12 protein-coding genes are annotated in these 15,583 nt (G+C 68.5%); 5 read left to right on the forward strand and 7 right to left on the reverse strand.

The window, feature by feature from the left end:
- Nucleotides 1-37: 37 nt before the first annotated feature.
- Nucleotides 38-3,463 (reverse strand): indolepyruvate ferredoxin oxidoreductase family protein, encoded by a 3,426-nt coding sequence (locus tag I3K84_RS05225; protein WP_196995642.1) that lies wholly within the window; start codon nucleotides 3,461-3,463, stop codon nucleotides 38-40.
- A gap of 249 nt (nucleotides 3,464-3,712) precedes the next feature.
- Between I3K84_RS05225 and I3K84_RS05230 the strand changes: the two genes are divergently transcribed.
- The 5 genes from I3K84_RS05230 (at nucleotide 3,713) to I3K84_RS05250 (ending at nucleotide 9,560) form a co-directional block, all read left to right on the forward strand.
- A complete protein-coding gene (locus I3K84_RS05230) occupies nucleotides 3,713-4,552 on the forward strand; it encodes a GntR family transcriptional regulator (RefSeq protein WP_231403413.1) in 840 nt (279 codons plus the stop codon).
- Nucleotides 4,553-4,595: 43 nt separating this feature from the next.
- The gene (locus tag I3K84_RS05235; RefSeq protein ID WP_196995643.1) at nucleotides 4,596-4,955 is read left to right on the forward strand and encodes a DUF2946 family protein; all 360 of its coding nucleotides are present in this window, start codon (nucleotides 4,596-4,598) and stop codon (nucleotides 4,953-4,955) included.
- Nucleotides 4,956-5,121: 166 nt separating this feature from the next.
- Nucleotides 5,122-7,290 carry a TonB-dependent siderophore receptor gene (locus tag I3K84_RS05240; protein ID WP_196995644.1) on the forward strand — a complete coding sequence of 723 codons (2,169 nt, stop codon included), beginning with the start codon at nucleotides 5,122-5,124 and terminating at the stop codon, nucleotides 7,288-7,290.
- Nucleotides 7,291-7,309: 19 nt separating this feature from the next.
- On the forward strand, nucleotides 7,310-8,863 hold the full coding sequence (locus tag I3K84_RS05245) for a PepSY-associated TM helix domain-containing protein (RefSeq protein WP_196995645.1): 1,554 nt from the start codon (nucleotides 7,310-7,312) through the stop codon (nucleotides 8,861-8,863).
- 25 nt (nucleotides 8,864-8,888) lie between these two features.
- A complete protein-coding gene (locus I3K84_RS05250; protein ID WP_196995646.1) occupies nucleotides 8,889-9,560 on the forward strand; it encodes a glutathione S-transferase in 672 nt (223 codons plus the stop codon).
- Between the two features lie 86 nt (nucleotides 9,561-9,646).
- Here the strand turns inward: I3K84_RS05250 and I3K84_RS05255 are convergent, their stop codons facing one another.
- From I3K84_RS05255 to I3K84_RS05280, 6 genes are all read right to left on the reverse strand, one after another.
- Nucleotides 9,647-10,174 (reverse strand): disulfide bond formation protein B, encoded by a 528-nt coding sequence (locus tag I3K84_RS05255; protein WP_088886957.1) that lies wholly within the window; start codon nucleotides 10,172-10,174, stop codon nucleotides 9,647-9,649.
- A 59-nt stretch (nucleotides 10,175-10,233) separates the two neighbouring features.
- A complete protein-coding gene (locus tag I3K84_RS05260) occupies nucleotides 10,234-11,361 on the reverse strand; it encodes a sulfate/molybdate ABC transporter ATP-binding protein (RefSeq protein WP_011805541.1) in 1,128 nt (375 codons plus the stop codon).
- Between the two features lie 11 nt (nucleotides 11,362-11,372).
- Nucleotides 11,373-12,284, reverse strand: coding sequence for a sulfate ABC transporter permease subunit CysW (cysW, locus tag I3K84_RS05265; protein WP_088886958.1), 912 nt, complete (start codon nucleotides 12,282-12,284; stop codon nucleotides 11,373-11,375).
- Nucleotides 12,281-13,132 carry a sulfate ABC transporter permease subunit CysT gene (cysT, locus tag I3K84_RS05270; protein WP_011805543.1) on the reverse strand — a complete coding sequence of 284 codons (852 nt, stop codon included), beginning with the start codon at nucleotides 13,130-13,132 and terminating at the stop codon, nucleotides 12,281-12,283. The genes cysW and cysT overlap by 4 nt, the downstream gene beginning before the upstream one ends.
- 147 nt (nucleotides 13,133-13,279) lie before the next feature.
- Nucleotides 13,280-14,287 carry a sulfate ABC transporter substrate-binding protein gene (locus tag I3K84_RS05275; RefSeq protein ID WP_015913096.1) on the reverse strand — a complete coding sequence of 336 codons (1,008 nt, stop codon included), beginning with the start codon at nucleotides 14,285-14,287 and terminating at the stop codon, nucleotides 13,280-13,282.
- 282 nt (nucleotides 14,288-14,569) lie between these two features.
- Nucleotides 14,570-15,523, reverse strand: coding sequence for a LysR family transcriptional regulator (locus I3K84_RS05280; protein ID WP_015913095.1), 954 nt, complete (start codon nucleotides 15,521-15,523; stop codon nucleotides 14,570-14,572).
- Between the last annotated feature and the right edge of the window lie 60 nt (nucleotides 15,524-15,583).

Genomic DNA, 15,583 nt, shown 5'->3' on the forward strand with positions numbered 1-15,583 from the left:
TTGCAAATCAAGCGCCAGCAGCTATGAAGTTTGATGCTCAGGCGTTGCTGCGCAGGCGCTGCAGCAGCTGGGCCAGCTCAGCCTCGTAGGCCTGGCGCGCGGCCTCCTTCACGTGGCCGTAGCCGCGCACCTTCATGGGCGCCTGGGCGATCTGCACGGCCAGTTCGTGCTGGTCGGGCCGCGCCTCCTGCAGCAGGCGCTGCACTAGGGATTCGAAGGCGTCCACCATGGCGCGCTCGTGGCGGCGCTCCTCGGTGCGGCCGAAGGGGTCGAGCGCCGTGCCGCGCAGGAATTTCAGGCGCGCCAGCACGCCGAAGGCGGGCAGCATCCAGGCGCCGAACTCGCGCTTCTTGTCGCCCAGCAGCGGCGGCGCCAGGTTGAAGGCCAGGCGCGGTGCGCCCTCGAACTGGGCGGCAATCTGTTCGCGGAAGGCGGGCGCGGCGTACAGGCGCGCCACCTCGTACTCGTCCTTGTAGGCCATGAGCTTGAAAAAGCTCTGCGACACGGCGCTCGTCAGCTGCTCCTGGCCAGGCCAGACACGCGCTTCGTGCGTGCGCACGGCATCCACCAGCGCCTTGAAGCGCGCGGCGTAGGCGGCGTTCTGGTAGCCGGTGAGGAAATCCACGCGCCGCTGCACGGCCTCGTCCAGGGTGGCCGCCTGCTGGCGCGGCGCCGCGCCGGCGCTGGCCGCCACGGCCTGCGGGTCGACCGCATGACGGCGGCCCCAGCGGAAGGCGGCGATGTTCATCTTCACGGCCGCGCCGTTGAGCTCGATGGCGCGCTCGATGGCCTGCGCACTCACCGGCACCAGGCCGCGCTGGTAGGCGGCGCCCAGCATGAACAGGTTGGTGGCGATGGCGTCGCCGCACAGGGCCAGCGCCAGGCGGCCCGCGTCCACCTGCTCCACGTTGCCCTCGCCCAGGGCGCGCACGATGGTCTTGACCAGCGGGTTGCCGGGGAACTGCAGGTCCGGGTTCTGCGTGAAGGCGCCCGGCATGACCTCTTGCGTGTTCACGATGGCGCGGGTGGCGCCCTTGCGCGTCATGGTCAGGGTGTTGCTGGCCGCGGCCACCACCAGGTCGCAGCCGATCAGCGCATCGGCCCCGCCGGGGGCCACGCGCACGGCGGCAATCGCCTGCGGCGTGGCGCCGAAGCGCATGTGCGTCCACACCGAGCCGCCCTTTTGCGCCAGGCCCGCCATGTCCAGCACGCCCACGCCCTTGCCCTCCAGGTGCGCGGCCATGCCCAGCAGCGCGCCGATGGTGACCACGCCGGTGCCGCCCACGCCGGTGATGATGAGGCTGTAGACGCCCTGCGCCAGGTCGGGCAGCTGGGGATCGGGCAGCGGCGCGTCCAGCGCCTCCTTGCCCGCGGCCACGCCCTTCTTCAGTTGGCCGCCGCGCACGGTGACGAAGCTGGGGCAAAAGCCCTTGAGGCAGGAGAAATCCTTGTTGCAAGCCGACTGGTCGATGGCGCGCTTGCGGCCGAATTCCGTCTCCACCGGCACCACGGCCACGCAGTTGGACTTGGCGCCGCAGTCGCCGCAGCCCTCGCACACGGCCTCGTTGATGACCAGGCGCATGTCCGGATCGGGGAACTCGCCGCGCTTGCGCCGGCGGCGCTTCTCGGCGGCGCAGGTCTGGTCGTAGACCAGCACGCTGGTACCGGCCACCTCGCGCAGCTGGCGCTGCACCTCGTCCAGCGCGTCGCGGTGGTTGATGGTGACGCCCGGCGCCCAGCCGGTCACGCCGTCGTATTTACCGGGCTCGTCCGTCACCACGGCGATGCGCGCCACGCCTTCCGCGTGCACCTGCTGGGTGATGCGCACGGGGTCCAGCGGGCCGTCGTGGCGCTGGCCGCCGGTCATGGCCACGGCGTCGTTGTAGAGCACCTTGAAGGTGATGTTGGTCTTGGCCGCCACGGCCGCGCGAATGGCCAGCATGCCGGAGTGGAAGTAGGTGCCGTCGCCCATGTTCTGGAACATGTGCGCGCGCTTGGAAAACGGCGCCTCGCCCACCCAGGCCATGCCCTCGGCACCCATCTGGGTGTAGCCCAGCGTGCCGCGGTCCATGCTCTGCGCCATCCACGAGCAGCCGATGCCGGCGTAGCCGCGGCTGCCCTCAGGGATGCGCGTGGAGGTGTTGTGCGGGCAGCCCGCGCAGAAGTAGAAGCTGCGCGCCATGACGTCCACCGCACCCAGCACGGGCTTGCGCCGCGCCAGGGCGTGGGTCACGTCCAGCAGCGCCGGGTCGATCTCGGCCAGGCGGTGGCCCAGCACCTGGGCGATCATGGCGGCGTCCAGCGCCATCTCCACGCGCAGCAGCTTGGCGCCGCGCTCGTCCTTCTTGCCGATGACCTGCGGCGCACCCTCCTGGCCATACAGGATGTCCTTGAGCTGCGCTTCCAGCAGCGAGCGCTTTTCCTCGATGACGATGACCTTGTCCAGGCCCAGGGCGAACTCGGCAATGCCCTCGGCCTCCAGTGGCCAGACCAGGCCGACCTTGTAGACCGCCAGGCCCAGCGCCTGCGCGCGCGCCTCGTCGATGCCGAGATCTGCCAGCGCCTGGCGCACGTCGAGCCAGCTCTTGCCCGAGGTGACGATGCCGATGCGCGCGCCCTCGCGCCGCCCGAACGCCACGCGGTCGATGCGGTTGGCCTGCGCGAAGGCCTGCACCGCCGCCAGCTTGTGGTTGACCAGACGGAATTCCTGCGCGTGCGGGGTGTCGGGCAGGCGGATGTTCAGGCCATCCGCCGGCGCGTCCGACAGCTCGGGCAGCGTGAAGGCCGGGCCGGCCTCGTCCACCTCCACCGAGCCCGAGGCATCGGCCGTGTCCTTGATGCACTTCATGCCCACCCAGCAACCCGAATAGCGCGACAGCGCCCAGCCGTACAGGCCGTACTCGATCAGCTCCGACACGCCGGCCGGCGAGAGGATGGGCATCTGCGCGTCCACCAGCGCGAACTCGCTCTGGTGGCAGGTGGTGGATGATTCGCAGGTGTGGTCGTCGCCCATCAGCACCAGCACGCCGCCGTTCCTGGAGCTGCCCGCCAGGTTGCCGTGGCGGAAGGCGTCGCCCGAGCGGTCCACGCCCGGCCCCTTGCCGTACCAGATGGAGAACACGCCGTCGAAGCGCCCCGCCCCGCCAATCTCGGCCATCTGGCTGCCCCAGACGGCCGTGGCGGCCAGATCCTCGTTCACGCCGGGCACGAACACCACGTCATGCGCCTGCAGGTGTTTGCGCGCCTTGACCAGCTGATCATCGAAGGTGCCCAGGGGCGAGCCCCGGTAGCCGGTGATATAGCCGGCGGTGTTGAGGCCTGCCGCGCGGTCGCGGCGCTTTTGCATCATGGGCAGGCGCACCAGGGCCTGCACGCCGGTCAGATAGACCGTGCCCTGCGTGGCGGTGTACTTGTCTTCCAGGCCCACGGCCCGCAGGCTGCTGCCGACGCTCAGATCGCTCATCCCGAATATCTCCTTGCCTGTAATAGGTTGGCCAGCCCGGCCCGCGCGGCTTCAAGGTCACTGCTCCGCGCCGGAACCAGTCTTTACACAAAGTGTAGACACTTATGAAGACATAAGTCAATAAAATAGCGTCTCCTATGTGGAACACGTTCTGCCGCCGGCAATGCAAGGCCTAGAATGAGTTTCACCCAACCTTTTTTTATGTCCCGGCGCAGCGCTTGCGGCGGGCCTACTGCTTCATTAGCACCCATGGCCGTCAAGAAGAAAACCAGCAAAGAAGGCGCGCATGTGCCCCAGACACGCGACGCCAGCAGCGTGGAGCGCCTGTACCTGGAGCTGCGCGAGCGCGCCATGAACTACGACTTCCGCCCCGGCGCGCGCATCAACGAGCAGGCGCTGGGCCGCGAGTTCGACATCAGCCGCCCGCCGCTGCGCGAGGCGCTGAACCGCCTGGTGGCCGAGGGCTTCCTCGACTTCGTGATGAACAAGGGGTTCTTTCGCAAGGCCATCAGCGTGGAGGAGCTGTACAACCTCTACCAAGTGCGCATCGCCCTGGAGCGCCGCGCCCTTTTCCTGGCCGTGCACAACGCCACCGACGCCGAGATTGACAGCCTGCGCAGCTATTGGGAGGGCGTGATGGCCGAGGCCTCGGGCATGTCCATCGGTGACCTGCTGCTGGCCGACGAGGAGTTCCACCGCCGCCTCACGGCCCTGTCGCACAACCGCGAGCTGAGCCAGTTCCTCGAGCAGGTCACCCGCCGCATCCACGTGGCCCGCCACATCGACCTGGAGCAGTCGGACTGGAACGCGCGCGCCTTCAACGCCCACGCCCAGCTACTGGACCTGCTGCAGGCCCGCAAGCTGGAGCCAGCACTGCTGGCACTGACCGAGCACATTGACCTCAGCCTCAAGCGCGCGGTGCAGATCACCAAGGAGATGGTGGCCAAGTTCTTCCTGCACGATCAGGCCTGGACCTCCCGCCCCGCGGCGGCCGCGCCTGAGCTATCAGCAGACCTTCCCACCCATAAAGAGAAAAAGGCCCCTCCGCGTAAAGCGGCCCCCAGAACCGCGAAAGGCACGACGCCTTGAACGGCGGCGCTGCCACCCGGCACTGCTGGGCATAATCGCGGCCATGAACTGGCCACGCCTTCCGCTCACACTGCGCACCTGGGTGCTGGGCTGGTTCATGGCTTCACTGGGCGTGGCCGTGGCCTCACCGCTGGTGCATCCCCAGTCACTGCAGCTGGTGTGCACGGCTTCGGGCGCCATCATGCTCATGGTCCAGGCAGAGGACGGCAGCGTTGACGCGATGGGCGCTTCGGGCATGGACTGCCCGCTGTGCGCTCCCGCAGGCGCGCCCCCTGCGCCCGACCGGGTGGTGGTCAATCCCCCGCAACCCCTGGCCCATGCGCTGCAGCCCGTCGAAGCCGCGCGCATCGCCGCAGCCACTGCAGCGCCGCTGCCCGCGCGCGGCCCTCCCTCGACTCTCTGACCCTGCCGGGCCGCAAGGAGCCTGCTGGCTCCCCAGGCGGCCCTTGCCACGCCCACGCACTGGGTGTGCCTTGCCGCACGAGACAGCACCACCCCCCGCACACCACTGGGGCGGCGCGCTGCACTCGTCGGCCGTTCTTCCGCAGAGACCGAGAGAGTTTTCACGCATGTTCCGTATCGACATACGCCAGAGCGCCGGCGCGTTCACCTTGGCCGCGCTGGCCGGTGCCGCCTCCGCCCAATCCGCCGACCCGCTGACGCCCACCCTGCCCACCGTGGAGGTAAGCGACGCCACCCAGGCCCCCGGCCTGCTGCCGCTGGACACCCCGGTGGAGACAGGCAGCCGCCTGGGCCTGACCCCGCGCGAGACGCCCGCCAGCGTCACCGTGGTGGACCGCGCCACCCTCGAAGCGCGTGGCGCCCAGAACACGCAAGAGGCCCTGCGCGCCATCGCCGGCGTGACGGCCCATGATGCGCCGGGCAGCATCGGCGTGAGCTACCGGGGCTTCAGCAGCGGCTCCATCGCCCAGCTGTTCAACGGCATCAACGTGCAGTACTCGATCGCCGCGCGGCCCGTGGACAGCTGGATCTACGACCGCGTGGAGGCCATCGGCGGGCCGTCGAGCTTCCTGTTCGGCTCCGGTGCGGTCGGCGGGTCGATCAACTACCTCACCAAGACACCCGAGCGCTCGGACTTTGCCGAAGGGCAGGTGCGCGTGGGTGCCTACGGCCTCAAGGAGGTCTCACTGGGACTGAACCGGCGCCTGGGCGCCAGCGATGGCACGCCCGCGCGCCACCATGCGCGCCTGGACTTCAACCACCGCGACGCCGGCAGCTGGGTGCGCGGCACCGAGACGCGCGCCACCCAGCTGGCGGCTTCGCTGCTGTCCGATCTGGGCGGCGGCGCGACACATCTGCTGGCCTACGAATGGCAGCATGAGCATGTGGACCGCCCCTACTGGGGCACGCCGCTGCGCACGCCTGCGGTGGGCCGGCTGGGTGTGGACCCTGGCACGCGCTTTCAGAACTACAACAGCACGGACGGCCTGTATGCCCAGCGCGTGCAATGGCTGCGCTCGGTCACCCAATGGCAGGCCACACCCACGCTGCAGCTCACCAACACGCTGTACGCCTACGACGCGCTGCGCGACTACCGCAACGTGGAAACCTACCGCTTCAATGCAGCCAACACGCAGGTGGCGCGCAGCGCCGCCTTCCTGCAGCGCCACGACCACCAGGTGGTCGGCGAACGCCTGGAGGGCCGCCAACAGGGCACGCTGCTGGGCCGGCGCAGCGACTGGGCCTTCGGCCTGGACGTGAACGTGAACCGGCAAACGCGCTTTCCCAACAGCCTGTCCGGCACGGTGAACACCACCGATCCGTATGACCCGGTGGTGGAGCGCTTCTTCGACATTCCCGGCATGGCCCCGGGCTTCCACGCCGATCGCACCAACAAGGCGACCACCGCCGCCGTGTACCTGGAGAACCGCACGGCCCTCGTGCCCACGCTGCACCTGGTGACGGCGCTGCGGCACGAGCGCATCTCGCTGGACCTGACCAACCGCCGCGCCGTGACGGCCGCCCTGCCCGCCACGTTCAGCCGCAGCTACCAGCCGACGACGGGGCGCATGGGCCTGGTGTGGGACATCGTGCCCGGTGCCAACCTCTACGCCCAGTACGCGACGGCGGCCGACCCGCCGTCGGGCGTCCTGTCCACCGCCTCGTTCGCGGACGTGATCAACAACAGCCGCCTCACAAGCGGCCGCCAGGCCGAGGTGGGCGGCAAGCTCGACTTCTGGGACGGCAAGGGCACTGCCACGCTGGCGCTCTACACGATCACACGCAGCAACATCGCCACGCAGGACCCCGACCGTCCCGGCGTGACCGTGCTCGTGGGCGAGCAGTCGGCGCGCGGCGCCGAGATCGCCGTGGGCCTGCGCCCGTCGCCGCGCTGGCAGGTGCAGGCCAACCTCACGCATGTGGATGCGCAGTACGAGCAGTTCGTGCAGGGCGGCGTGTCGCTGGCGGGCAAGACCCCCACGAACACCCCGGCGACGGTGGCCAACCTCTGGCTGGCGTACGCGCTCACGCCCACGCTGCAGGCCAGCGCGGGCGTGCGCCACGTGGGCAAGGTATATGCCGACGCCGCCAACACCCAATGGTGGCCTTCCTACACGCTGCTGGACCTGGGCCTGGCGTGGAAGCTGAACCCCACGACCACCCTCTCGGGCCGCGTGCGCAATGCCACCGACCGCGTATATGCGGCCAACGTAGGCAGCCAGGCCTACCTGGGCGCGCCGCGCACGCTGGACGTAGCGCTGCACGTGGCTTTCTGAAGCACGGGGTACGCAAGCCATGTCGCACCTCAAACGCTGGATGTTCCTCGCCCACCGCTGGCTGGGTGTGGCGCTGTGCGCCTTCTTCGCCATGTGGTTCGTCTCCGGCGTGGTGATGATGTACGTGGGCTATCCCAAGCTCACGCCCGCCGAGCGGCTGATGCACCTGCCGCCGCTGCGCGGCGCCGCCGTGGCGCTGGAGCCCGACCAGGCCCTGGCCGCCGCCGGGCTGCAGGGCCCGCTGCGCGACTTGCGGCTGGCCGTGGCCAGCGGTGGGCGGGCGGTGTACCTGGCCACGCCCCAGCCGTCCAAGGCCGCCCCGCCCGGCGACGCACGCCCGCGCGGCGCCCCGGTGGTGATCGACGCCCGCACCGGCGCCGTGCTCATGGCCGTCGACGCGCCACGGGCATTGGCCAGCGCTGCAGCCTACGCGCAGGGTCCGGCCCATGCCGTTCACGAAGGCAGGCTGCAGGAAGACGCCTTCACCCACTCCCGCGCGCTGGACATGCACCGACCGCTGCACCGCGTGCGCCTGGGCGATGCACACGACACGGTGCTTTACATCTCCGGCACGACCGGCGAGGTGGTGCGCGATGCCACACGCACCGAGCGCCAATGGAACTACGCGGGCGCGTGGCTGCACTGGCTGTACCCGCTGCGCGGCGGCCTGGTGGACCGCTACTGGGCGGACATCGTCAATGCGCTGTCGCTGCTGGGTATCGCCGCAGTGGTCACAGGCGGCGTGATCGGCATCCTTCGCTGGCGCTTCGCGGGCACCTACCGCAGCGGCCGGCGTACGCCGTTCCCGTCCGCATGGGCGCGCTGGCATCACGTGGCGGGCCTGCTGTTCATGGTCGTCACGCTCGCGTGGATCTTCAGCGGCCTGATGTCCATGAACCCCTGGCGCATCTTCGACAGCGGCGCACCCGCTCTGCGCACCAACGCCATGCACGGCGGGCCCCTGCAGCTGCCGCACGCAGGCGCACCCGTGACCGCCCTGCTGCAGGCCGCGCCCACCGACACGCGCGAACTGCGCTGGACACGCACCGCCGGCCATACGCTGGTGCAGGCGTTGCCCGCCTCTGGCCCGCCCGCGGTGCTGGACGCGCATACCGCCCTGCCCCACGCATGGCAGCCGGGAGAACTGGAAGCCGCCGCCGCCCGGCTGGTCGATGCGCCGCTACAGCGCGTCGAGACCCTGCGCGCATACGACGCTTATTACTACACGCGGGATGCCCACACCATGACCGGCGGCACCGACAAACCGTTGCCCGTGCTGCGGCTGGTGTTCGGCGACCCGCACGCCAGTTGGGTGCACCTGGACCCACACACGGGCGCAGTGCTGGGTCGGCTGGACCGGCACCGCCGCACCTCGCGCTGGCTGTTCGGCCTGCTGCACAGCTGGGACTGGCTGCCGCTGCTGCAGCGCCGGCCGTTGTGGGACGTGCTGCTGGTGGCGCTGAGTGTGGGCGGCACGGTGATCAGCCTGAGCGGCATCGTGCTGGGCTGGCGGCGCGTACGGCGCAAGCTGGGCTGGCACACACCTGCCGCAACCCGTGCCCCGATGCGGTGATGGACAGCGCTGCATACTCGGGCGCATGCCCGCCACGTCTGCCCTGCCCGTTCTGTATTCGTTTCGCCGCTGCCCCTATGCCATCCGCGCGCGCATGGCGCTGGTGGTGAGCGGCCAGCGCTGCGAACTGCGCGAAGTGGTGCTGCGCGACAAGCCGGCGGCGCTGCTGGCCGTATCGCCCCAGGCCACGGTGCCCGTGCTGGTGCTGCCGGGGCAGGTGCTGGAGCACAGCATGGACATCATGCGATGGGCCTTGGCGGCCCATGACCCGCACGGCTGGCTCATCCCCGGCCGGGGCGACCTGGGCGCCATGCTGGAGCTCATCGCGCAGTGCGATGGTCCGTTCAAGCGGGCGCTGGACCGTTGCAAGTACCCCAACCGCTACCCTGACGCCAGCCCGGCGGACGAACGGGCCGCCGCCCATGCCTGGCTGCGGGTGCTGGAACAGCGCTTGGCCTTGGAGCCGGGCGGGCACCTGTTCGGCCCACGCGCCGCCCTGGCCGACATGGCCATCGCGCCCTTCGTGCGCCAGTTCGCCGGCATCGACGACGCGCAGTGGCAGGCCGCACCCTGGCCGCACCTGCGCGCTTGGCTGGTGCGCTGGCAGCAGTCGCCGCTGTTCCTGGGCGTCATGCACAAGTACGAGGCCTGGAAGCCCGGCGCGCCGCCCGTGGTCTTCCCACCCCCAACCGCGTGAGATGGGTTGGAGACGGGGTGAAGACGAGGTGAAGCGCCGCGGGGCGCCCGAAGGCGCCCCGCGAGAGGTCAAAAAAAAACGCGTAGTTATGCCCGGGCCAGCGTGTCCGGCGCGCCGCGCCCGCCGCGCACCAACAGCACCAGCAGCAGCACGGCAAACACCAAGAACCAGACAAACGACCAGTTGGCGATGGAGCCGCCGAGGAACGTCCAGTCCACCGCCGTGCAGTCGCCCGAGCCGCGGAAGATCATGGGGATGGCGCGGCTGATGGGGTAGTTCTCGATCATTCCGTAGAAGTCGCGCCCGCAAGTGGCGATCTCTGGCGGGTACCACTGCAGCCAGCTCTGGCGCGCGGCCGTGAAGCCGCCAAAACCCGCTGCTGCCAGCGCCAGCACCGTCCAACCCATCCACCAGCCTTTTGTGCCTCTAGCGCTTGCCAGTCCTGCGAAGACCGCTACACCTATGAGAGCATAGCGCTGCACGATGCACATCGGGCAAGGCTCCAGTCCCACCACATGCTGCAGGTACATGCCAAAGGCCAGCATGGCCACGCAGGCGGCACTGATCAGCGCCAGGATGCGGCGCGGGGCGGTATCAATCCAGTTCAACAACACTTTTTGTTTTCCTTGCAGGGAGCGGCCTCCGCATCCGCTCCCTTGGCAGGCAGCGGCTCTCAGATGCCGGCGGCTTCGTCCAGAAACACCTTGGCGCGCCGCGGTGTCACCACCAGCGTCTCGCCCTCACGCAGCCCCATCTCGTGGAATTGCTGCGCCGGAATCTGCGCTTCGATCAACGCGTCCGAGGGCGCATTGTCCGCCGATTGGGTATCGCCCTCGGGAATTAGTTCCAGCCGCGCGATCGGCCCCACCACGATGGCGCGCGCCAACTGCACCACGATGCCGCGCGGGCGCCCGTGCGCGTCCAGCGCCTGGCCGGGGGAATAGCGCTCCACGTCCAGGTCGTGCGGGCGCACGTAGGCGAACGCGCGCGCATCGTCGGCGTGCTGGGCCTCGGGGCTTTCCAGCTGCATGCCGTCGTCCAGGTACACCCGGCCGTCGTTGGCGCGGCCCTTGAACAGGTTCACGTCGCCCAAAAAGCCATAGACGAAGGGGCTGGCAGGGTTGTCCCACACCTGCTGGGGCGTGCCCTGCTGCTCGATGCGTCCCTGGTTGATGACGACCACGCGGTCGGCCACTTCCAGCGCCTCCTCCTGGTCGTGCGTGACGAAGATGCTGGTCACGTGCAGTTCGTCGTGCAGGCGGCGCAGCCAACGGCGCAGCTCCTTGCGCACCTTGGCGTCCAGCGCGCCGAAGGGCTCGTCCAGCAGCAGCACCTTGGGCTCCACGGCCAGCGCGCGCGCCAGGGCGATACGCTGGCGCTGCCCGCCCGAAAGCTGGGAGGGATAGCGGTCGGCGATCCAGTCCAGCTGCACGAGCTTGAGCAGGCTCATCACCTTCTCCTTGATCTGCGCTTCGGACGGCCGCTCCTTGCGCGGCTTCATGCGCAGGCCAAAGGCCACGTTGTCGAACACCGTCATGTGCCGAAACAGCGCGTAGTGCTGGAACACGAAGCCTACGCCGCGCTCGCGCACGTGCACGTCGGTCGTGTCCTCGCCGCTGAAGTGGATGCTGCCCACGTCGGGTGTCTCCAGCCCCGCGATGATGCGCAAGAGCGTGGTCTTGCCGCAGCCCGAGGGGCCCAGGAGCGCGATGAGTTCGCCCGACTGGATGTCCAGGCTGACGTCGCGCAGCGCCTGGAAGTCGCCGAACTGCTTGCTGACGTTGCGGATTTCAATGCTCATGTGTTCATCCTTCAGCGCGGCGCGCCGGGCGCGGGCGCAGGCCGCTCGGGCGGCAGCGCGGCCGCGGCCTTCATTTCCTGTTCGCTCTTCCACTCGGCCACCGACTTGATGACCAGCGTGACCAATGCCAGCAGTGCCAGCAGCGAGGCGGCTGCGAACGCGGCCACCGATTGGTATTCGTTGTAGAGGATCTCCACGTGCAGCGGGATGGTGTTGGTCTGGCCGCGGATGTGGCCCGACACCACCGACACCGCGCCGAACTCGCCCATCGCCCGGGCATTGCACAGGATCACGCCGTACAGCAGGCCCCACTTGATGTTGGGCAGCGTCACGTGCCAGAAGGTCTGCCAGCCGCTCGCGCCCAGCACCACCGCCGCCTGCTCCTCGTCGTTGCCCTGCGCCTGCATCAGCGGGATCAGTTCACGCGCGATGAACGGAAACGTGACGAACACGGTGGCCAGCACGATGCCCGGCACGGCGAAGATAATCTTGATGTCGTGCGCCGCCAGCCAGGGCCCCAGCCAGCCGTTGGCGCCGAACACCAGCACGTACATCAGGCCCGCCACCACGGGCGAGATGGAGAACGGCAGATCGATCAGCGTGGTCAAGAAGGCCTTGCCCTTGAACTCGTACTTGGCGATGCACCACGCCGCGGCGATGCCGAACACCAGGTTCAGCGGCACGGCGATCACGGCCGTGAGCAGCGTGAGCTGGATGGCGGACCAGGCGTCGGGCTCGCGCAGGCCCTCCAGGTAGGCATTCACACCCTTGCGCAGCGCCTCGGTGAACACGGCGGCCAGCGGCAACACCAGGAACAGCAGCAGGAACACCATGGCAAGGCCAATCAGCGCCCACTGGATCCAGCGCGCCTCGGTCGTTCCGGCCTGCGCGCGCCGCACGGTATGGGTGTTCGCGGCGCTCATGCGGGTGCTCCTGCGTGGCGGCGCTGCCAGGCCTGCAAGGCGTTGATGACCAGCAGAAGGACGAAAGAGATCACCAGCATCACCACCGCCACGGCAGTGGCGCCTGCGTAGTCGTACTGCTCCAGCTTGCCGATGATGATCAGCGGCGTGATTTCAGACACCATGGGCATGTTGCCGGCGATGAAGATGACGGAGCCGTACTCGCCCACGGCACGCGCGAACGCCATGGCAAAGCCGGTGAGCAGCGCGGGCATGATGGCCGGCAGGATCACATGGCGAAAGATCTGCCAACGCGTGGCGCCCAGGCTGGTGGCCGCTTCTTCCAACTCTTTCTCGCTGTCTTCCAGCACCGGCTGCACCGTGCGCACCACGAACGGCAGGCCGATGAAAATCAGCGCAATCACAATGCCGTTGGGGTTGAATGCGAGCTGGATGCCCAGCGGCTCCAGGTACTGCCCCACCCACCCATTGCCCGCGAGCAGTGCGGTGAGCGAAATACCGGCGACCGCCGTGGGCAGCGCGAACGGCAGGTCCACCAGCGCATCCACGATCTTCTTGCCCGGGAACTTGTAGCGCACCAGCACCCAGGCGATGAGCAGGCCGAACACCAAGTTCACGCAGGCGGCGATGAACGAGGCACCGAACGTGAGGCGGTACGACGCCAGCACGCGCGGCGACGCCACCGCTTCCCAGAACTGCGGCCAGGTCATGGTGAACGTCTTGAGCAGCAGCGCCAGCAGCGGGATCAGCACGATGATGCTCAGGTAAAACAGCGTGTAGCCCAGCGTGAGGCCAAAGCCGGGCAATACCCTCTTGGCTCGCCTGGGGGCGCTTTTCTTGCCACTCATATGGAGTTATCCGTTGTTCGCCGCCGGTCAAAAGCCGGTGCGGCCCACGCCCGCAGGCACCGCGCTTGCATGCGCGGGCACCGTCACCCTCCCCGTGCAGTCAGGGCGGGGTGAAGGCGCCAGGCGGCTCAGGGGCTTGTTCACTGCTTACTTGCCAGGCGTGTAGAGCTTGTCGAACTGGCCACCGTCGTTGAAGTGCACCTTCTGCGCCTCGGTCAGCGAGCCAAAGTACTTGGCCACCGTGAACTGCTGGATGGGCTTGAACAGGTCGGCATGCTTCTTGAGCACCGCCTCGGAGCGCGGGCGGATCGCGTGCTTGGCGGCGATCTCCTGCGCTTCATCCGAGTACAGGTAGTCGAGGTAGGCCTTGGCCAGTTCGCCCGTGCCCTTCTTGGCGACCGTGCGCTCCACGATGGCCACAGGGTTCTCGGCCGTCACGCTCACCGAGGGATAGACCGCGTCCACCTTGCCCTTGCCGAACTCACGCTCCACCGACACCACCTCCGACTCGAACGTGATCAGCACGTCCCCAATGTTGCGCTGCAGGAAGGTGGCCGTGGCATCACGCCCACCCTTGGCCAGCACGGGCACGTTCTTGTAGAGCTTGCCCACGAACTCGGCCGCCTGGGCGTCGCTGCCGCCCTTCTCGCGCACCGAGCCCCAGGCGCCCAGGTAGGCGTAACGGCCGTTGCCACCGGTCTTGGGGTTCACCACCACCACCTTCACATCGGGGCGGATCAGGTCGTTCCAGTCCTTGATGTTCTTGGGATTGCCGTGGCGCACCAGGAACAGCATGGTGGAGGTGGTGGGCGATGCGTCATGCGGGAATTTCTTGGCCCAGTCCTTGGCCACCACGCCGTTGTCCGCGAGGAACTGCACGTCGGTGGTGGTGTTGAAGGTGACCACGTCGGCGGCCAGGCCATCGTTCACGGCGCGCGCCTGGGCGCTGGAGCCGCCATGGGCCTGGTCCACCTTGATGTCCACGCCCTTGGTTTTCTTGTAGTGGGCGATGAAGGCCTGGTTGTAGTCCTTGTAGAACTCGCGCGCCACGTCATAGGAGACGTTCAGCAGCGCATTGGCCTGGGCCGAGGCCAGCCCGCTGGCCGCCAGGGCCAGCGTGGCGAGAAGGGTCTTGAGCTTGGTTGCCGGGGTCATGGGAGCGCCTCCACGTTGCAGGAAATCATGCATTGTGGAGAGCGCAGGTTAAAACTCAAAAGAATATATTTTTGTAAATTTATCCACGGATGAGCATATGCAATGCCATCTGGCACGCAGGCTCCAGGCACCGCCATGGAAAGTCAAATGGGTCTCCAGCCCTTATGCGATGAGCGCTACCAGCTATCAAAAGCAAAGCAACTATATCGATCCACCCCCACTGGGGATCAAGCCGCACCGCCCATGCATCCCGCGCTCTTGCGTACACCACGCGCCGCCGCATCAGCGGGGCAGTGCCGCGCCGGCCGTGGCCGTGTCGCCCCGCTCGCAGACCGCGGCGGAATGGCCGGGCACGGTTTCACCCAGAAAGTCCAGGAAGCTGCGCACCGCCGGCGACAAGCCGCGCCGCGACGCAAACACTGCATGCACCACGCTGCGCGGCTGCGTCCACTGGGGCAGCAGGTGCACCAGCCGGCCCTCCTGCAATTCGGACATGCACATGTAGTCCGGCATCCAGCACAGGCCCGTGCCCGCCAACGCGGCGAATTTGAGCGTCAGCAGGTCGTCGGCCACGTAGCGCGGCGTGAAGTGCACGGTTTCCTCGCGCCCCTCGGGGCCGATCAGGCGCAGGCTGGCGCGCCCGTCGGCCGCGGACATGGCCAGCGTGTCCAGCAGCGCCAGGTCGCGCAGCGAGGTGGGCGTGCCCTGGCGCCGCAGCTGCTCGGGGCTGGCCACCAGCAGCAGGCGCACCTCGTCCAGGCGCTTGACCACCATGCTGCCGCTGTCCTCCAGCGTGGGGCGCACGCGCAGCGCCACGTCCACGCCCTCTTCCACCACGTTGACCACGCGGTTGGTGACCTGCATCTCCAGGCGCACCTGGGGGTGGCGCTGCAGGAACTGCGGCATCAGCTCGGCCACCACCGTCTGCGCCAGCGTCACCGGGCAGGTCACGCGCACGGTGCCGCGCGGTTCGGTCTGTACCTGGTCCACCGTGTCCTGCGCTGCCTGGGCCGAATCACGCATGGCCTGGCAATGGCGCAGGTAGGCCTCGCCCACCTCGGTGAGCGACAGCGTGCGCGTGGTGCGCTGCAACAGGCGCACGCCCAGGCGCGCTTCCAACTCGGCCACGCGGCGCGACAGGCGCGACTTCGGGATCCCCAGCGCCCGGCCCGCCGCGGCGAAGCCGCCGCGCTCGGCCACCTCGGCGAAATAAAGCATGTCGTTCAGATCCTGCATCGTGCGCCTTTCGTTCCAAATTCAGAACAATCTATCGCAGCACCGCCTGCTTATCAAACA

The sequence above is a fragment of the Diaphorobacter sp. JS3051 genome (assembly GCF_015832135.1).
Taxonomy (GTDB): Bacteria; Pseudomonadota; Gammaproteobacteria; order Burkholderiales; family Burkholderiaceae_C; genus Diaphorobacter; species Diaphorobacter nitroreducens.